The following is a 19,484-nucleotide window of genomic DNA, read 5'->3' on the forward strand; positions in this document are numbered from 1 at the left end:
TGAGGATAGGTATCAAAAGTCAGGAATGCCTTCCTGCCCTCGCACCTGCAACCTCCCTTTAGTGAATGCTTCTGTTCTATGAGGATAGGTATCAAAAGTCAGGAATGCCTTCCTGCCCTCGCACCTGCAACCTCCCCGCAATACTCGACGCCTCTTTCGAGGCTTATTTCCGCTCGCCCCTTGCTTCAAGCCTCTCGCCTCGCGCCTCATCCCGCTCGCCTGTCACCGCCCATACGCCTCATCCAATATTTCGACGACATGGCGCACCTGCATCTTCGAGCCGCGACGCCGCAACCCGCTTTCGAGTTGCAGGTGACAGCCAGGGTTCGCGGTGACGATGACCTCTGCGCCGGTGGCTTCCGCGTGGTTCAGTTTGCGTTCGCCGAGGCAGGCCGCCATGTCAGGTTGCGTCACATTGTAGATGCCGGCTGAGCCGCAGCAGAGCGACGACTCCTGCATTTCCCGCAGGGTGACGCCAGGAATGGCGCGCAGCAGTTGACGCGGTTGGACGCTGATGCGTTGCGCATGCGCCAGATGACATGGCTCCTGATACGTCACCGTCAGGTTCAGCGGGCGCATGGCGGCGGTATTCAGGTCGAGCGCCGCCAGAAACTCGGTCACATCCTTTACTTTTGCGGAAAAGCGACCAGCGCGATCCTTCCACTGCGGATCGTCGTGGAGCAGATGCCCGTATTCCTTGAGCGTCGAGCCGCACCCGGCGGCATTGACGATAATCGCATCGACTCCCAACCCCTCGAATGCAGCAATATTCTGGCGCGCCAGGTCACGCGCGCCAGGCAGGTCGCCGCCGTGAGCGTGGAGCGCACCGCAGCACCCCTGATCCGGCGGAAGGATAACCGTGCAGCCATTCTTGCGCAACACACGAATGGTCGCCTCGTGGACATCGGCGAACGCCGTGGCCATGATGCAGCCGGTGAGCAGCGCCACGGTGAAACGTTCTTTGCCTTCCGCCGGGAGGACTTGCCCCTCAGGAACGGCAAACCGGTCACAGATCGGCGGCAGGAGCGCATCGGTCTCATCGAGTTTCAGGGCGCGGAGCGCACCGCTGCGACGGGCCAACGCCTGTACGCCGCTCTTCTGATAGAGCCACATCAGGCGCGAGAAGAGGCGGAACAGTTTTGGATTGCGGAAGAGGAAGCCAAACGCGCCGAAGCGCAGAAGACGCGCCAGCCAGGGATGCGGCGGGAGGCGTCCATCAGCCTTTGCCTGTTCGATCTGCGTGCGCGACGCCTCCAGGATCTGGCCGTACAACACACCACTGGGACAGACAGCTTCGCAGGCGCGGCAGTTGAGGCAGGCGCTCATCTGCTCCTGAAAGACCTCGCTCTCCATCCCGATGCGTCCATCGGCGACGGCTTTCATCAGATAAATACGACCGCGCGGCGAGAACTGCTCAAGCCCGGTTTCGCGGTACGTCGGGCAGGCAGGCAGACACAACCCGCAATGAACGCACGAATTGATCACGGCATCGCTGGGAATGTCGGAACCGGCGAACGGAACGCTGGCAGTAATTTCGTGCTCGGCAATCATGGCGTTGGCTTTCGCGTCCAGAATGTCCAGGGGTATGCCGTCCAGGGTGCAGTTCACCACAGGGCGCACCAGTCCTGGCAGAGCGGCATCCAGACTTACACGTTTCTTAGCGCCCGTATGATACCGTTTCCCTGCGCAGCGTGCAAATCGAGGGCATATAGGTGCGCAACATGCGCTTCGGCGCCGCGTATCATCCACGAAGGACGCGAAGGGACACGAAGGGGTAAGCCTGTCGCAGGAATGCTCTCCTGCCCAGAAGGGTCCATTTGCTGGCGCACCCTATGATGAGTCGCTCGTGTGCGCCATCAGGACGCCTAATTCCCCCTTCTCCCACCAGGGGAGAAGGGGGGGCAAGCGTCAGACGAATTGCGAACCAGATCGCCGGGCTTGGGTATGGTGGAGTAGACGTGGTTCCCGTTACGGCACGAAGGTATACCCGATATTCCGCACCGTCAGGATGTGGCGAGGTTGATCGGCATCGCGTTCGAGTTTGGCGCGCAATCGCCAGACTGAGGTAGCGACGATGCTGCGCGACTGCCGGGTAGTATAGCCCCAGATATGCTGAATGATCTGGCTCGTCGTACAGACCTGACCGCTGCGTTTCATCAGGAACGACAGCAGATGCACTTCGCGTGGCGTCAATTCGACCGCCGGACGGTCGGAGGTCACACAGATCTGCCCGGCTGGATCGAGAACCCACTCGCCGCAACTCAGTCGCTCGAGCGGTGGACGGCGCGCCTGCTGGCAGCGGCGGAGCACCGCGCCGACGCGCGCGATGAATTCCGGCGCGGGGGTGTACTTGGCGATATAATCATCGGCGCCGAGGCGCAGCCCCATGATGCGGTCTTCGGCGCGTGCGCGTTGACTGTAGAAAACGACCGGCGTATCCAGGCTGCGCCGGATGCGGCGCAACACCTCGAACCCGTCGTAATCGTTCAGTTCTGCCTCGAGTATCACCATATCGGGCATACTGCCGAACACAGCGCGCAACGCATTGCGCCCGCCGCTCGAAGAACTGGTATGGTAGTGTGCGCGCTCGAGCAGGGCGGCAGTGATGCTCAGCGATGTGCTGTCGCTATCCACCAGATGAATGTGAGGCATAGAGTCAAAACTCCTCCTGAACGTGTACCGCGAATAGCGTAACAATGATCGTGCGCACGATGTACAACCGCGTTTTTACCATGTCGCCGCCTCATTCGTCTATCACGCAGTGCTCATCTTCTACTCAGATCACGGCGGCGCTCATTTTCAGAGCATCTCGGCGCACTGGCGGTTATGCTATCGTGTATGATATTTCTGACTTTTTGTGTGTTTTTGTCTCATGTTTTTGTTGTTTCAACTTCAATTGGCATACTATCTCATGTTTTTGTGCGACCCGCTGAAACGGTGCACACTGCCCTGGAGACGCAGGCATTGCGCATGCCAGTGATGAGGGACGAGGGACGAGGCGCTTGTCCGCGGCGCGCTGCGCCCGCCGAAGCGTCGCTCAGCGCGCCGCTCTGCGGGCGCAGGCGTCTCGCCCGCACGCTCGATCCTCCGGGGCGGCGGGGCGCCGTGCACTGGCGCCAGTCACAGCCATTCCGCCGCCGCTCCCCTCCGCGCAGGCGAACGGTCGGCCGCAGGTCCTTCGAGAGCGATTTCAATCGCCGGCGGCCGCAGCGTCGTTTCTTGACAAATCATGCCTGTACCCGCCAGAACCGCGCGGCTTGACCGATCTGTCGCATCGCTGTACGATTTCGTGGTCCAGTATGGGGGACGACCTCAATCTTCGAGCGATCGATTTCTCCTGCACAAAAAGTCGGCGGTGTTCTGACAGAACACCGCCATCGCAAAGGAAGGGAAGACTATGAACACGCGCAACCCCATCACGCTGACCGTTATCTTCGCTGTTGCGGCAGTACTGGTGGCAGTCTCAGCTCTCGCGTATGCGGCCGGTGAGCAAAAGGGCAGGCCATCGCGCCAGCGCCCCACATGGTAGCGCCTGGCATGCAGGCGCCTCTGCCGCCGTATGTGTCAGACGTTCAATCGACGACCAGCCCGGCAGCCCTGAGTTCCACGCTGAGTTACTACTTTATCAGCGGCAATACGTTTACGCCAGGCGGATCTGGTCCTTTTGCGCGCCAGGTGACCGGGTGTGTGAACCAGATGTCCCAGGGCGTTCCGTTCTCCGCACCGGTGCATTTGCCGCAAGGATCGCAGGTTGTATCGATCACCCTCTATACATATGATTCGGTGATCACGACAACCACCAGCACAGCCTATTTCATTTTGAACGATGGAAAGGGCAACGGCGGATATACGCTGTCCGCCAAAAGCCCGCCCAATACGAGTGATTACCGGCAAACCAACAGCACAGAAAACAACCCGACGACCATTGACAACCAGAACTACAACTATCTGGCCGAATGGCGCAAGGATCTGGACACGCCTGATTCGCCTTTGCTGAGTCTGTGTGGGGTGCGGGTGGCGTACTATGCGCCGCTTGGCGCCGTGTACCTGCCGGTTATCGTGAAGTAGTCGATCATCCCGCACCGGCGCGCCGGTGGCGCGCCCCTCCCTCCCTCCGTTCCCCGCGTTTCACCCGCACCGGCGCGCCGGTGGCGCGCCCCTACCTGCCTCTGTTCCACGTCCCCACCGTCAGCGTGGAACGTGTGATGCAGCGGCGCCGTTGCAATGCAACGGCGCTACCTGGGACTCCTGGTACAATGGCGGCATCTTGCGCCTGGAATGTCCAAACGCGCACGTTGCACCTCGAAGGAACATCTATGCTGCTGACGTGGCTGCTCTTCATCGTGTGCGCCGCTGTGATCCTGGTTGCCGGCACGCAACTCTCGCGCTACGGCGATGTCATCGCAGACATGACCGGTCTGGGACGCACGTGGATTGGCGTGGTGCTGCTGGCATCGGTGACGTCGCTGCCGGAATTGATCACCGGGTTCAGTTCGGTTGCCATCTTTCGCGTGCCGAATATTGCCATGGGCGATATTGCCGGCAGTTGTATGTTCAATCTGCTGATCATCGCCATGCTCGATGCGCTGCACGGTCCATCGCCGATCTCGGCGCGGGTGCATCAGGGGCAGGTGCTGTCGGCATCCTTCGGGGTCATTCTGCTCGGACTGGTCAGTTTGAGCATCGTTTTAGGAGAGATGCTCCCGGTCATCGGTTGGATGAGCGTGTCGAGCGTGCTCTTCATCGTGATTTACCTGCTGGCGATGCGCACAATTTTCACATATGAGCAACGGCGCATTGTGGCGGAATTCGTCGCCGAGATGGCCACGGAAACCGAGGCGAGCCATCCGTCGGCGGCGCGCGTCTATGGCTTGTTTACCCTCAACACTATCCTCATCGTCGGCGCGGCGCTCTATCTTCCCGGGCTGGCTGAAACCCTGGCGGAGACAACGGGCCTGGGGCAAACCTTCTTCGGAACCATCTTCGTCGCCCTTTCGACATCGCTGCCCGAAGTGGTCGTCTCGATTGCGGCGCTGCGGATTGGCGCGATCGATATGGCGGTCGGCAATATCTTCGGCAGCAACCTGTTCAATATCGGCATCCTGGCGCTCGATGATCTGTTCTATACGCCGGGTCCGCTGCTGGCGGCGATTGAGACCTCACATATCATTGCCGTACTGGCGGCAATGATCATGACCGCAATTGCGATTGTGGGGCTGACCTATCGCAGCGATAGCAAACGGCTGTTCGTCGCCTGGGATGCGCTGGGCATTGCAGTCGTGTATGCGCTGGCGAATGTGGCGCTGTATCTGCAAGATGGTGTGCGCTGAGGCATCGTACTATTCGCACGTATTAAACTATTTCTTAATACCAGCGATACAGAGTATTAATATTGATCTGATATACTTCGACACAGTAGGATGACTGCCTTTGTCAGACGGTTGTGCGATGCTGCACACAAGCACTGTATACTCACACGTTCATGTACAGGATTCTATTTGTGCATACCGCGTTGCCAGAACCGGGGTACGACTGTACCCGCGTGGCAGGAGGGAACTGTGTTCAGCAGGCTGCATCGCAGTGGGATGGTTGTGATCGCCCTGTTTCTCTCAGCATGCGCTGGCACTGCCTCACCGAATCCAGAGATTTCACCGTCTCCTCTTCCGACTTCTGTGCCAACTGCCACCCCGCAGGTCGCTGCGGCTCAACCAACGGCGACGCCGGTTCCAGAGCCGACGACGCTTCCCGATCTCAGTGGCGACATTGTGATCGATGGCTCCAGCACGGTGTACCCGATCACGGAACTCGCCATGCAGCAATTTGCAGCACTGGCGCCGAATGTGACCATTCAACTTGGCGTCAGCGGTACAGGCGGCGGGTTCAAGAAGTTCTGTACGGGCATTACCGACATCTCCGACGCCTCGCGACCGATCAAACCGGACGAGAGCGAGATCTGCCGCGCGAATAAGATCAAGTTTGTCGAAATACCGATTGCCTTCGACGGCATTTCGGTTATCGTCAACCGCGAAAATACGTGGGCGCAGTGCGTGACCGTCGATGAATTGAAACAGATGTGGACGCCCGAGTCTGAAGGGGTTATCACCACGTGGCGGCAGATACGCTCCGACTGGCCCGATCAGCCATTCAAACTGTACGCGCCGGGAATTGACTCCGGTACACACGACTATTTCACCGCTGCAATCGTCGGCAAGGAGGATGCCAGTCGCACTGACTACATTGGCAGCGAAGACGATTACGTGCTCATGCAGCGTGTTATTGAAGAGAGAGATGGTCTTGCATACGTCGGGTTCGCGTATTACCAGGAATATACCGACAAAGTAAACGTCGTGGCGGTGGATGCAGGGCAGGGATGCGTGGTTCCCTCAACCGAGACGATTACCGATGGCACATACACGCCGCTCTCGCGCCCCCTCTTCATCTATGTGCGCGCCGACCGGCTCGATCGGCCGGACGTGCGGACTTTTGTCGAGTTCTACCTGGCCAATGCCGGGCAACTGGCGCGTGATGCGCGTTACATCCCATTGCCGCAGCGCGCCTATGAACTGGTGCAACAGCGTGTCGATCGGCGAGTGACCGGTTCGATCTTCGACAAGCCGGTTCCGGTAGGCGTATCAATCGAAAAGTTGCTCGTCTTGGAGGGACAATGAGACTCTCGATCCGGGCGAAGTTGCTGGCGGCGCTTGGCGTTGACCTGATTCTGATGCTGGTGCTGGGCAGTTTCGCACTGCACCAGATGAGCATTATGAACCAGAAGGCGGATTTCGTCGTCAATCAGACGATCCTCTCGATCGATCTGGTCAATGCGATGAACGACGTGCTGCTGAACTACCGCAACCGGCAGATGGAGTACATCCTCAATACTGCTCCCGCCGATAAACAGCGCATCGAAAAGGAATTGCTCGACCTCGAAACGCGCATGGACGGCATCTTTAGCGAGTATAGCGCCAGTTATCAGCCGGATCAGACCGAACTCCAGATCTTTGAACAAACGCAGCAAGACTGGCAGCGCTATGTGTTTCTGACCCACACCCAGTTTTTGCCGGCGAACCGCAACAGCAATACCGGGAATGTGCATCCGTCGTTTGGTCGATTGTCGCCGCTCTATGGCAGTTTGCAGACGAACATTCAGAAGATCAGAACCCAGAGCCAGGCGCGCGCCGAGGCGGCGCGTGCGAGCGTCGAGACGGCATATTCAACCTCGCGCTTTGTGATTGTGAGCGAGACCATTCTGACGGTGTTCGTCTCTGCGGTGATCGGTCTGACGCTCTCCGGCAATATTGCGCGGCGCATTCGCACACTGCGCGATGCAACCGTCGCCGTTTCGGGCGGCGACCTGAACCAGCGGGTGTCGCTGCGCGGCAGCGATGAATTGGTGCTGCTGGCGAATAATTTCAATCTGATGGTCACCAGCCTGCGCCAGCAGCGTCTGCTGCTCGAAGAGCGCAACGCCGAACTTTCGGCGAGCCTGGAGACACAACGCCGGCTGATGGAAGACCTGGTGCAGCGCAGGCAAGCAGAGGAAGCGGCGCATCGCGCGCAGGCGGCGGCGGAAGCAGCCAGTCACGCCAAAAGCATGTTCCTGGCGACGATGAGCCACGAACTGCGGACACCGCTGAACGCCATCCTGGGATATGTGCAGTTGTTATACCTGGAAGCGCAAATGAGAGGAAAAACTGAAATGCTTTCCGATCTGGAACGTATTCGCTCGGCGGGTAAGCATCTGCTCACCATCATCAGCAACATTCTGGACTTCTCGAAAATCGAGCAGGGCAGGATGAATGTCGAGATCGATACGTTCAGCGTCAGTGCCGTGGCGCATGAGGTGATCGGGATCATCGAGCCGCTGGCGCGCAATCGCAACAATACCCTGACCCTGATATGCAAGCCCGACGTTGCGACCATGCAGTCCGACGCGGGTAAAGTGCGCCAGATTCTCTTCAATCTGTTGAGCAATGCGGTCAAGTTTACCGACAAAGGGACCATTACGCTGACCATCGAGCATGACCACAGAGCTGATGGCGATAGGGTACGGTTTAGCGTCGCCGACACCGGCATTGGCATTGCGCCGGAACAGATGAAGCGCCTGTTTCAGCCGTTCACTCAGGTGCATCAGAACAACGCATCGGCAAAATACGGCGGCGCCGGTCTCGGGCTGGCGCTCAGTCAGCAGTTGTGCCGTCTGCTCGGCGGAGATATCTCGGTAACGAGCGAACTCGGCAAAGGATCGGTCTTTACGGTGTGTCTGCCAACCGTCATCAGCGCCGCTCATACGGCTGATGTCCGTCTCGATTTTGCCCAAAGGATGCGAGGCGCTATTCACCACGACGTGGATCATGCCACTACGGCGCCGTCATTGCCTACGACCACGACCCTCAGCGCGTAGTGTGGAGGACTGCATGGCTACCATTCTGGTTGCGGACGATTTTCTCGAAAATCGTGACATTCTGTGTCGGATGCTGGAACTTGTCGGACATCGAACGGTGAGCGCCGCAAACGGGCAGGAAGCCATCGAACTGGCTCAGGCGCATCACCCTGACATTATTCTGATGGATCTGTCGATGCCGGTGCTGGACGGATGGGAAGCAACAACCCGGCTCAAGGCGATCGATGAGTTGCGCCACATTCCAGTGCTTGCGGTCACAGGCCATGTGACACCGCATGAAATCCAGCGCGCCTTTGACGCAGGGTGCGTCGATTACATTGCAAAGCCGGTCGACTTCGAGCGTCTCATCGGGAAAGTGACGTCGTTAGTGAACGACGGCAAGGGTTGAAAGCAGGGCGGACGCTCGTCGCCATTACGCCAGGGGTATCTGTCGAACGTGACGCTGATGGCGCAGCGCCGCCTCAAGGTCTCGATAGGTGCGCATCTTTCGGAGATCGACGCCAATCCCGACGAGCGTCTGCGCCACTTCCGGGCGAATGCCGACCAGCACCGTCTCAGCGCCGAGCAACCGCGTCTGCTTTACAACGTCGAGCAGCCCCTGGGCAACCTGTTGATCCACCAGCGGAATGCCGCTGATGTCGAGAATGAGTCGCTGCGCCGTCGAGCGTTCGAGCGCGTGGAGCGCCCGATCCTGCAGCACGCTCAGGCGCTCGCTATCGAGCGCGCCCACCAGCGGAATGATCAGGGTATCGGCGCTGACCGGCAGCACCGGTACGCTCAATCCCTGAATGATTGCGCGTTGTTGACGATTCTCTTCCAGCAGGCGCTCCTGAGCCGCAGCGCGGTCTCGCACTTCCGCCAGCGCTGCCTGCACCTCCGCCGTGCGTTCGGCAATCTTCACTTCTAGCGTCGCCTGAAACTCCTCCAGGCGCCGGCTGCGCTCCTGCGCTTCCTGCAATGTCGTGCGCAGCGTCTGCCCAAAAAGAGTGGTAAAGAGACCCAGAACGGCGGCGTTCACAATAAATCCTCCCAGATCGCCGAAGTTCCCTGCGCGCGATGCGGCAATGCCGACAAACGGAATATGCAGGATTTCGAGCACAATCGTCATCGCAACGAGGCTGCTGCTGAAGACAATCACGACGATCACCAACCGTCCGGTTCCCATCAGCCCGGCAAGCGCAATCGGCAGGGCGAACGCCAGCATCAAGGCGCCGCTGCTGTGGACGCCGGTGGCGAGCAATACGGCGCCGGTCACCAGCAGCAGCCCAAGGCAGCCAAGCACAAGCGCCGTCGCAAGGCGACCGCGCCGCACGAACACGATGCCTGCCACCTGAACCGGCACACTCGCCAGGATACTGCCCACAACGAATAATATCCCCGGAACAGGCGCCAGCGCCAGGAACGGCACAAACATACCGAAGAAGGCAAGTATGGCAACGCCGAGCAGCATCCCCTGAAGCAGAGACGCCTGGCGGTACGTGGTGAGGTCGGTATACGGCAGCGATCTCAACCAGCGCTTGAACGCATTGATCATGCGAGCCTCCTCCACAAATGGATTTGTGAGTCGGATAAGAACGAGACGTCTATCTCCATGCCAAAAGGCGCTGCGGCGCCTCAGCGCCTGCATTCACTACGAGGGGATTGCGAGTGCGAACGTGGCAATGGGGGGCGGTCGGGAGACAACGCACATCACGCGCTGCTCGATGATGCGCGCTGAACCCGTGCGCGGCTTGCGCATCATTGACGTTGATGATTTTACGCAACATTGTATCACAAGCACCGGTATCTCATCAGGAAGATCAACCGGATATGAGACCATCTCGTGACCAGCGTTGGCTTCGACCGGCTCCGCCAACGCCAGCCGCTCTCACCAGCATCGGCTTCCACCGGCTCCGCCAACGCCAACCGCTCTCACCGGCGTTGGCTTCGACCGGCTCCGCCAACGCCAGCCGCTCTCACCAGCATCGGCTTCCACCGGCTCCGCCAACGCCAATCGCTGCGGGAATCGTCGGCGGATATGTATTGACGCGCCTCGTGGCATCTTCTACAATCGCCGGGGGCGACTGCGCGCCCCGCTGAGTGCTCAGTGCGCAAACAAGGAGTGTCGTCGTGTCCCATCTCAATCTGAGCATGTTCAAAGCCTACGATATTCGCACGCCAGCATCACAGTTGACCCTCGATCTCTCCGAGCGGTTGGCGTATGCCGAGGCGTTCTATTTCCGCGAGCACCTGGGCGCCAGGAAAGTCGTGCTCTGCCGCGATGCACGTCTTTCTGGCGCCCGGTATCTCGAACAGGGCATCCGCATCTTCCGCGACCTGGGGTTTGAGGTCCTGGCAGCGCCCCAGGTCAGTTCCGCCTGCCTGTTCTACTATACCTGCATGCGCCATCCGGATGCAGCGGGGATTATGTACGGCGCATCACACAACCCCGGGAGCGACACCGGGCAAAAGATTGTCGCGCCCGGCGTGCAACCGATCGCAGATGGATGCGGTCCTGGCGGCGGGTTGCAGGCGCTGCGCGAATTGTACGAACGCGGTGTGCGCCCTGAGCCGCTGCGTGGCGGCAGATTGCGCCTGGTCGATTATCTCGATGATTATGTGCACGACGCCATGCGCCTGGCTGGCGTCGGACCAGGCGCGCTTTCGGGGTTGCGGATCGTGCAGGATTTCCTCTCCGGAGCGGCAGGGCAGGAGATGCTGCTGGCGTTCACTGCCGCAGGGGCGGAGGTCGAGCCGCGTCATCTGGCGCCGGATGGTCATTTTCCGGCGGGAGCGCCCAATCCGGCGGTGCATGCGTCGATTGCACCATCGCTGGAACTGTTGCGCCAGGGCGGGTTCGACTTCGGCATGTTCTTCGACGGCGACGGCGACCGTCTCGACATCGTTGCGCCCGATGGACGGCAACTCAGCCCGGCGTTCAACCTCGTCGCACTGGCGCCGCGGCTGCGCGCCATTTTTCCCGACATTTCCCATCCCAACCTGTATGTCGATCTCAAAGCCAATCCGCTGGCGATCATGCGCATCGCGCGGCAGGGATTCGGGGTGCACAGTATCCGCAATGGCCATTCACAGATCAAGCAAACGTTAGGAAAATATGCCGCTGCCGGATTCATCGCCGCAGTCGAGGAGTCGTCACACTACTACCTGACCATCCGCCACGAGGGGATGGTCTTTCCAACTGAAAATACGCTCTTCTTTGCGCTCCTGACAGCGCGCGCCTGGCAGGAGGATCCGTCGCTCTACCGCGACCTGATCGATCTGCAACATTCGACGTTCCGCGAGCGCGAATGGGGGTACCACTTCCCGAACGACGACCTGCGTGCTGCGGCGCTGGCAGCCGTCGAAGAAGCCTTTGTGCGCAGCGGCTGGAAGGCGATACGCCATATGGCGAATGGCGTCGATATGGACGCGACATTGCTGCGTGACGGGCTGCCCTTCATCATCGACGCCGATACGCCGCTGACGAAGGAATGGACACAGGTGGCACAGCGCGCCTCGCAGAGCGAAAAGGGGCTGGCACGCTGGGAGGTGACGGCGGGGACAGCAGCGCGCCGCGACGCAGCCGTGCGCCTGATCGAAGAAACGGTTCGGCGCTTTCAGGCGGGACCGCGCTACGTCGGGTAAAGTGAACGACTCACAACCGTAGGTGAACCATTCTTTTCTTTGTGAAGTTTGACACAAATTATTCCATGTGATAGACTCGGACCGATAGACGCCCCAAGGGAATCTGCACAGGCACATCCCTGGTTCTTCCGGTCACCCCGGCTTCAGGAGGTCCACATGCGCCGTGAGAACGCGCGAATTCTTGCTCTCCCGCTGGTCCGATCATCCTGGGTGTTCATTGTCCTGGCGCTTGTCGCGTATGGCGCCGTTCTGGCAGGCAGCGTTGCAAGCGATGCAACCGGCGCTGCGGTGAGCAGCATCGCAACTGCGGCATTGGGGTTGGCGCTTGCCCTGTACACCGGTATGCGCACCAGCGCAGCGCCGGTGCGTCTTGGCGGGCGCGCGGCTGCCGCCCGCCGCGCTTATCTGACCCTGGCGTTCGCCGCTATCGGCGTGCTGTACCTGGCATTGGTCGCCGGCGCGCTCAACACGAGTGCAGGCACGCTGTGGGCATGCCAGACGTGGCCGGGATGCGATGGGGCTGGCAATAGCGCCTGGCTTGCGCTGGCGCACCGCGGGTTGGCTGGCGGTGCAACAATTCTGATTGCAGCCCTGGCAGTTCAAACCTGGCGTATCAGGCACGAACGCGCGTTGCACATCGCCGTTGCGTGGGCGCTGGGGTTGATGCTGGCGCAAAACATCGTCGGTCTGGTGCAGGTGCTCCTGGCGCAGGCCGGCGAGTCGCTGCCGGTGTCTGTTGCGCGCCTGACGCACCTGGGGTTGAGCGCCACGGCGTGGGGGGCGCTGGTCGTGCTGGCGACGCTGGCGCTGCGCCGTCCATTTCCTGCAGCGGCTACAGCGAAGTCGCCATCGTCCGCAACGGTCGCACGCCCTGGCATGACCGATACGGCGCTGCTGGAAGGCAAACCGTCGCTGCTGAAGGACTATATCAGCCTGACCAAGCCAGGGGTTATCTCGTTGCTCATTCTGACGACGATCACCAGCATGTACATTACGCCAGCCGGTATTCCAGAATTGGCGCTGGTGCTCTGGACCACGATCGGCGGTTGGTTGATGGCGTCGGGTTCGCATTCCATCAACTGTTACCTGGATAAAGACATCGACATCAACATGGGGCGCACCAGCCGGCGCCCGATTCCGAGCGGACGCATTCCGGCATGGCACGCGCTGGCGCTCGGCATTGCGCTCGGTGTGATTGCATTCGCTATCCTGGCGATCTTCGTCAACTTGCTGGCGGCGCTGCTGGCGCTGGCAGGATTTCTCTACTACGTCTTCATTTACACGATCTGGCTGAAGCGCACCTCGAAGCACAACATTGTCATCGGCGGCGGTGCGGGCGCATTCCCGCCGCTCGTTGGCTGGGCGGCAGTGACCGGTTCGCTGGCGCCAGAGGCGCTGCTCCTCTGGCTGATCGTGTTCTTCTGGACGCCGCCGCACTTCTGGGCGCTGGCGATCATCCGCGAGAAGGATTATGCGCGCGCCGGGGTGCCGATGCTGCCGGTGGTGGAAGGCGATGTCGAGACGCGCCGGCAGATCGTGCTCTACACCATCTATATGCTGGCGCTTACCGCGCTGCCGCCGCTGCTGGGGATGCTGGGGTGGTTCTACCTGCTGATGGCGGTAATCTTCGGCGGGGTGTTCCTGCACTACGCACTGAAACTTCGCCGCGATGGAACAACGACGACCGCCTGGGCGCTCTACAAGTATTCACTGCTCTACCTGGCGCTCCTCTTCGTGGCAATGGTTGTGGATCGCATGGCGTTTGCATAGGAGAAGGCGTTAGTTGAACGTGATGAAGGTGAAGCAAAGCACGAGGCAAGGGGCGAGGGGCGCGCGGCGGGATATGGGAAGTCTAACCCTAACCTGGACACTCAAGGACATGGAGCGGCTGACGTTGGCTTCGACAGGCTCAGCCAACGTCAGCCGCTAGACGGTCAACACCGGTAGTGTACAGCATCTCGTTGACCGCTCTATGAGAAATGGCGTGGGGGGCGCGAGACGCGGGTCGAGAGGCATATGCTTCTCCCCGCGTCGCTCGTTGGTAAGGGAACATCAAACAGGGGACGTGAACGTTTCGATCACACAAAGGCACGAAGGCGAGAGCAAGAAAACGGCAGCGTGTACAAGCGACCTTACCCTTCGCCTCCGCTCCCCGGTTCTCATAGAGCGATCAACCAAAACCTGGACAATCAAGGACGTGGAGCGGCTGACGTTGGCTTCGACAGGCTCAGCCAACGTCAGCCGCTAGACGGTCAACACCGGCAAGTAGTGTGCACCAGCTAGTTGATGCTCTATCAGTTCTCGGTTCTCACACCCCCTAACCCCCCAGAGTATGGTATCATGCTACTGAGAACAGCGCCGCCAATCCCGATGATTGACGCACCAGCCATTTCGCCAATTGAAGCATTTTGTGACGTGAGTCGTCTGCGCTATAGCGCTGCCGGCGCTGGTGAGCGAGCCATCGTGCTGCTGCACGGATGGGGCGACACGAAAGAGATCTGGCGCGCCACGATCGCAGCGCTCTCGGCACGCGCCCGCATCTTCGCGCTCGATCTTCCGGGACATGGCGGCTCGCCGCTCGACGGCGCAGAACGTATGCAGCACATTGCTCAGCGGGTAGCCGCATTCTGTACAGCGCAGCGACTCGATCGGGTCGCGCTGGTCGGGCACTCGATGGGGGGCAATGTGGCGCTGGAGTTGACGCTGACCCACCCCCATCTGGCGGAACGTCTGGCACTGGTGGCGCCCGCAGCGCTGGGAACCGCAATGCCGCCCTACACGCGGTTGTATCTCCAGGATGGCTATGGGTGGGCGGCATTGCGTGCGTCGTTGATCTTCTATCAGGGATTAGAGGCGCTATCGCGCCACTGGCATCCAATCGCCAGCATGGAGCGCGTTCTGCCGGGACTGCGTCGCGCCGCGTTTGCCGCGCACCATGATCCCGAAGGGTTGCATCGTCTACTCAACGGGTTGTTCGCCAATTCACTCGAGGACCGCCTGGATCAGGTGCATGTTCCGACCCTCGTCATTAACGGCAATCTCGATGCAGTCGTGCCAGCCGCCCTATCGCAACGGGTTGCGTCTGCGATTCCTGGCGCGCGATTCGTCCTGCTGCGCGGTGCGCTGCACCACCCAATGGACGAACAACCGGATGCGTTTCTGCGCATATTACTGGAGTTTCTTGCCTGATGGAACTGACGCGCACAACCGTCACCGTCGCCGGAAGTGCGCCTGTGCGTCTGAGCGTGATCGATGCCGCACCCGCCACTCACGCGCAGGGAACGATGGTGTTCATCCACGGTGCAGGCGGGTGTGCGGAACAGTGGTTGCCGCAACTGACCCGCTTCGTCCGCGACTATCGCGTCGTCGCTTTCGACCTTCGCGGGCACGGTCAGTCCGAAGCCCCCCGTTCCGCTTATACGCTGGAAGAGTTCTTGTGGGATTTCACCCAACTGATCGACCGCCTGCAAATCCGCGAGCCGTTTATTCTGATGGCGCACTCGTTTGGCGGTCCAATCGCGCTGACATTCACTGCCGCGCAACCGCAGCGCGTCGCGCGACTGGCGCTCCTGGCGACGGCGCCGGAGATCCATTTGCATCCAGTGCTCGAAACGGTGCTGAAGTTACCGATCCCGCTCACCGCGCTCGAACGATTGCGCCCGGTGCTCGCGCCCAAACTGCATGCGCCGTTGTTCGTCATCAAGCGTGTGCTGGCGGGAACGCTCTTTCCCTGGCGCGGCTGGAATCTGCTGCCGCAGATTACCACGCCGGCGCTCATCATCGGCGGGCAGTTCGATTTCATCGTGCCGCCGCCAGTGCTGCAACGCATGCACCGGCTTATGCCAGGATCGCGCCTGGAAATCATCCGGTATGCCCGGCATCTGCCGCAACTCGAACGTCCGCAAGCAGTCAACCGAGCTATCGAGCATTTTATTGGCGTCCGGCGCAGCTGGCGCGGTGAAGTTGAAGGTGACGATATTCTCAGGGAGGAGGGTCTTCTGTGATTCCAATGCACGATCCACGCCTGCCTGACATCCTGCGACATTTGCGCTGGTCGGTATTGCCGGAACGGTACGTGCTGGCAGGGATCGATCCGCGCGAGTCGGCGGTGGTCATACGCCTGCTCGGCGGTCTGCACGCCCGTCTGTGGCAATTGTTCGTCGCTCCCGACACCATCACGTTCATTTTGCCCGAAAACGACTGGCGCAACATCAGCCCGGCATTCCCACGCGCCCGCGTCGAACGTCCGTATCGTGTCGTCAGTTTCGACGTCGATCTGCCGCCTGACCTGACCGGTTTTCTTGCCCTCATCAGCAACGCGCTGGCGGCGGAGTCGGTGCCGATTGTGGCGGTTTCCGGTTTCAGCCGCGACCATCTGCTGCTGCGCGACGCGGATCTCGACCGCGCACTGGCAGTGCTTGATTCGCTCGTGTCGTCCACCGCAGCGGAGGGGTGAACACGCGACGTATGCCCGACCATCCCTGGCTCGCTTTCTATGATCCCGGCGTCCCTGCCGGGATCACTGTACCGGAAAGCGCACTGCCCGACCTGCTGACTGCAGCGGCGCGCGCGTATCCGGCTGCGCCAGCCATGCTGTTCTACGGGCGCGAGGTGGACTATGCCACCCTCGATCGTCTGGCGACGCGTTTTGCCGGCGCACTGCTGAAATCCGGCGTTCAACTCGGCGAGCGCGTCGCACTGGTGTTGCCGAACATCCCGCAGGCGGTCATTGCCTGCTACGGCGCGTGGCGTGCGGGCGCGATCGTGGCGCTGACCAATCCGATCTTCGAGGCGGGAGGGCTCGTGCGCCAGTTGACCGATGCAGGCGTAACAACGCTGATTGCCTTGAGCATATTTTACCCGCTGGTTACGGCAGTCCGCGAGCGCGCTGGCGTCCAGCGCGTCATCTACACGAACCTGAAGGAATTCCTTCCGCCTGGGCAGCGACGTTTATTCACCCTGTTGCGCCAGGAACGCGAGGGGCACCGCGTTCCCGACGATGAGGCGCGCCGCGCGCTTTGGATGGCGCGTCTGCTGGCAGACGATCCGGTTGTCCCCCTTCCTCAGATACATCCCGGCGAACCGGCGGCGATTCTGTACACCGGCGGCACGACTGGCGAGGCCAAGGGAGTTGTCCATACGCATCGCAGCCTGGTCGCCAATGCGCTGCAGGTGGCGGCATGGCTCCCCACTGCACGCCACGGCGTGGAACGGGTGATCTGCGTGCTGCCGTTTTCACACGCCTACGGCCTGACCGCCTGTATGAACTTTTCAGTTGCGATTGCAGCGGCAATGATCCTGCTGCCCACCTTCGAGACCGGCAATGTGCTGCACGCCATCCGCCGCGAGCGTGCGACGATCTTCCCTGGCGTGCCGCCGATGTATGCCGCAATTGCGGAAATCAAGGAAGCGCGGCAATACGGGCTGGTGTCGCTGCGCGCCTGCATCAGCGGGGCTGCGCCGTTGCCCATCGAAGTGCAGGAAGGGTTCGAGCGCGTCACCCGCGCCCGTCTCGTCGAAGGATATGGGTTGACCGAAGCCGGTCCGGTAACGCACGCCAATCCGCTCGGCGCCACGCACGAGCGCCACGCGACGATTGGCATTCCACTGCCATCGACCGAAGCGAAGATCGTCGATACGGCAACCGGCGCTGATCTGCCGCCAGGACGCATCGGCGAACTGCTGGTGCGCGGACCGCAGCTCATGCAGGGGTACTGGAATCGCCCGGAGGATACCGCAGACGCTTTCACGCCGGATGGCTGGCTGCGCACCGGCGACATGGCGCGCATGGACGCCGACGGCTTCTTTCAGATCATCGAGCGCAAGAAAGATGTCATTATTGCCGGTCCGTACAACATCTATCCGCGCGACATCGAAGAAGTGCTCTACCAGCACCCCAAAGTGCTCGAAGCAGCCGTCGCCGGCACGCACCACACCGGGGGGCATCCCGATCTGCGCGCATTCGTTGTCCTCCGCCAGGGGGAACGCGCCACTCGCGACGAAATCATCGGGTTTCTCCGCGAGCGCCTCAGCGCGCATAAGGTTCCGTCGGTCGTCGAGTTTCGCGACGCGCTGCCGCGTTCGTTCATCGGCAAAGTGCTGCGGCGCGCGCTGCTCGACGATCGCGCCGAACCCGGGGATCACGCATAACGTATGCACCTTGTTTCTCGTCTCACCGCAGCGCGCACCGCCGCCGAAACGCTGGTTGCGTCCGGTCGCATCCCTGGCGTCGTCGTCGCTGTGGCGATGGACCGCCAGCAACCGGAGGTATTCGCAGTTGGAACGGACGCTGAGGGACGCCCGCTTGTTCCCGACGATCTCTTCCCGGTCGCTTCGATCACGAAGCTGGCGACAGCGCTTACAGTGCTGCGCCTGGTGGATCGCGGATTGATCGACCTGGACGACCCCGTGGATCGCTACGTCCAGCGGGTTGAGCCGCACCCCGGCGTGACCATTCGCCGGTTGCTCTGTCACACGGCTGGATTCGCCATCGACCTGAACGCCAGTGAGGCGCCGTATGAACCGGGGTTGACCTGGGAAACTCTGGCGCAGGCGTGTCTGCAGGCAAAACTGCATCACCCGCCGGGGAGCGAGGTGCTCTACAGCAACATCGGGTATGGCTTGCTGGCGCTGGCGGTGGAAGCGCGCACCGGCGCGCGCTTCAGCGACGTACTGCGCGATCTGGTGTTGACACCGCTCGGCATCGAAGGGTATCTGGGAGTGGAACCGCCGCGCGCGCCGGCGCGCATCGCCGATGTGCGCAGTCGCCACCGCGCAACGCCGCTCGAGCCGTTCAATTCGCCGTTCTGGCGGTCGCTGGCGCTGCCGTGGGCCGGGTTGGCGACGACTGCCGCAGGCGCCCTGGCGCTGGTGCGCGCGTTTTGCGGGCATCCGCCGGGCTTCCTGAGCCCGCCGCTGCGCGCTGCGGCGGTTGCCAACCAGACGGATGACCTGCCCGGCGGGTTTATCGAGCCGTTGCGCTGGAACCCCTGCCCGTGGGGATTGGGACCGGAAGTGCGTGGCGAAAAGGAACCGCACTGGCTTCCCAGGGGTGTTGGCGCCGACTCATTCGGGCACACCGGCGCATCGGGGTGTCTGGCGTGGGCAGCGCCGGGGAGTGGCGTCGCCTGGGCAATCCTCGGCGCGCGCACCGCCGACAATGGCTGGCTGCTGCGCCATTCGGAAGCGATCAGCGCGGCGGTGGCAGGAGGTTGAAGCGAGGCCAGCGGCAAGGGGCACGAAGCGAGAGGGGCGCAGGTTGAAGGGTGGGAAGGTTATCCTAACCCCTAACCGCTGATTCTTGACCGTCGGTTTCCGCCTCTTGCCTCTCGCCTCTCGCCTCTCGCCTCCTGTCAAAAATGCGCTAAAAACGCTTTACAGCATACGCAGGTGTATGGTATAGTTTGACATGGACAACAACCCATCAGGTAGCCCGTCTGTACCTTTTGCAAGAAGC

At 61.2% G+C, this 19,484-nt stretch carries 15 protein-coding genes; 12 read left to right on the forward strand and 3 right to left on the reverse strand.

Going from position 1 to position 19,484, the window contains the following annotated elements:
- Positions 1-222 precede the first annotated feature (222 nt).
- Both AC3EA7_RS05450 and AC3EA7_RS05455 read right to left on the reverse strand, forming a co-directional pair.
- Positions 223-1,611, reverse strand: coding sequence for a (Fe-S)-binding protein (locus AC3EA7_RS05450; protein ID WP_488613021.1), 1,389 nt, complete (start codon positions 1,609-1,611; stop codon positions 223-225).
- Positions 1,612-1,968: 357 nt separating this feature from the next.
- Entirely contained in the window at positions 1,969-2,652 is a 684-nt protein-coding gene (locus AC3EA7_RS05455) for a response regulator transcription factor (protein WP_488613022.1), read from the reverse strand.
- A gap of 885 nt (positions 2,653-3,537) precedes the next feature.
- Here AC3EA7_RS05455 and AC3EA7_RS05460 point away from each other — a divergent pair.
- From AC3EA7_RS05460 to AC3EA7_RS05480, 5 genes are all read left to right on the forward strand, one after another.
- The gene (locus tag AC3EA7_RS05460) at positions 3,538-4,068 is read left to right on the forward strand and encodes a hypothetical protein (protein WP_488613023.1); all 531 of its coding nucleotides are present in this window, start codon (positions 3,538-3,540) and stop codon (positions 4,066-4,068) included.
- Positions 4,069-4,316: 248 nt separating this feature from the next.
- Positions 4,317-5,330, forward strand: coding sequence for a sodium:calcium antiporter (locus AC3EA7_RS05465; protein ID WP_488613024.1), 1,014 nt, complete (start codon positions 4,317-4,319; stop codon positions 5,328-5,330).
- 228 nt (positions 5,331-5,558) lie between these two features.
- On the forward strand, positions 5,559-6,668 hold the full coding sequence (locus tag AC3EA7_RS05470) for a PstS family phosphate ABC transporter substrate-binding protein (RefSeq protein WP_488613025.1): 1,110 nt from the start codon (positions 5,559-5,561) through the stop codon (positions 6,666-6,668).
- The gene (locus AC3EA7_RS05475; RefSeq protein WP_488613026.1) at positions 6,665-8,404 is read left to right on the forward strand and encodes a sensor histidine kinase; all 1,740 of its coding nucleotides are present in this window, start codon (positions 6,665-6,667) and stop codon (positions 8,402-8,404) included. The genes AC3EA7_RS05470 and AC3EA7_RS05475 overlap by 4 nt, the downstream gene beginning before the upstream one ends.
- A 13-nt stretch (positions 8,405-8,417) precedes the next feature.
- Positions 8,418-8,792, forward strand: coding sequence for a response regulator (locus AC3EA7_RS05480; protein WP_488613027.1), 375 nt, complete (start codon positions 8,418-8,420; stop codon positions 8,790-8,792).
- 24 nt (positions 8,793-8,816) lie between these two features.
- Here AC3EA7_RS05480 and AC3EA7_RS05485 read toward each other — a convergent pair whose 3' ends face one another.
- Positions 8,817-9,938, reverse strand: a complete 1,122-nt coding sequence (locus tag AC3EA7_RS05485; RefSeq protein ID WP_488613028.1) for an STAS domain-containing protein — start codon at positions 9,936-9,938, stop codon at positions 8,817-8,819.
- Between the two features lie 575 nt (positions 9,939-10,513).
- Between AC3EA7_RS05485 and AC3EA7_RS05490 the strand changes: the two genes are divergently transcribed.
- From AC3EA7_RS05490 to AC3EA7_RS05520, 7 genes are all read left to right on the forward strand, one after another.
- The gene (locus AC3EA7_RS05490; RefSeq protein WP_488613029.1) at positions 10,514-12,028 is read left to right on the forward strand and encodes a phosphohexomutase domain-containing protein; all 1,515 of its coding nucleotides are present in this window, start codon (positions 10,514-10,516) and stop codon (positions 12,026-12,028) included.
- Between the two features lie 156 nt (positions 12,029-12,184).
- Positions 12,185-13,798, forward strand: a complete 1,614-nt coding sequence (locus tag AC3EA7_RS05495) for a heme o synthase (protein WP_488613030.1) — start codon at positions 12,185-12,187, stop codon at positions 13,796-13,798.
- Between the two features lie 570 nt (positions 13,799-14,368).
- Positions 14,369-15,217 (forward strand): alpha/beta fold hydrolase, encoded by an 849-nt coding sequence (locus tag AC3EA7_RS05500; protein ID WP_488613031.1) that lies wholly within the window; start codon positions 14,369-14,371, stop codon positions 15,215-15,217.
- Positions 15,217-16,032 (forward strand): alpha/beta fold hydrolase, encoded by an 816-nt coding sequence (locus AC3EA7_RS05505; RefSeq protein WP_488613032.1) that lies wholly within the window; start codon positions 15,217-15,219, stop codon positions 16,030-16,032. Before AC3EA7_RS05500 ends, AC3EA7_RS05505 begins: the two co-directional genes overlap by 1 nt.
- A gap of 5 nt (positions 16,033-16,037) precedes the next feature.
- Positions 16,038-16,484 (forward strand): ACT domain-containing protein, encoded by a 447-nt coding sequence (locus tag AC3EA7_RS05510; protein WP_488613035.1) that lies wholly within the window; start codon positions 16,038-16,040, stop codon positions 16,482-16,484.
- On the forward strand, positions 16,481-18,178 hold the full coding sequence (locus AC3EA7_RS05515; RefSeq protein ID WP_488613033.1) for a long-chain-fatty-acid--CoA ligase: 1,698 nt from the start codon (positions 16,481-16,483) through the stop codon (positions 18,176-18,178). Before AC3EA7_RS05510 ends, AC3EA7_RS05515 begins: the two co-directional genes overlap by 4 nt.
- Positions 18,179-18,181: 3 nt before the next feature.
- Positions 18,182-19,243: a serine hydrolase domain-containing protein gene (locus AC3EA7_RS05520; RefSeq protein ID WP_488613034.1), complete on the forward strand. Its 1,062-nt coding sequence runs from the start codon at positions 18,182-18,184 to the stop codon at positions 19,241-19,243.
- Positions 19,244-19,484 lie beyond the last annotated feature (241 nt).

The organism is Roseiflexus sp. (genome assembly GCF_057785375.1).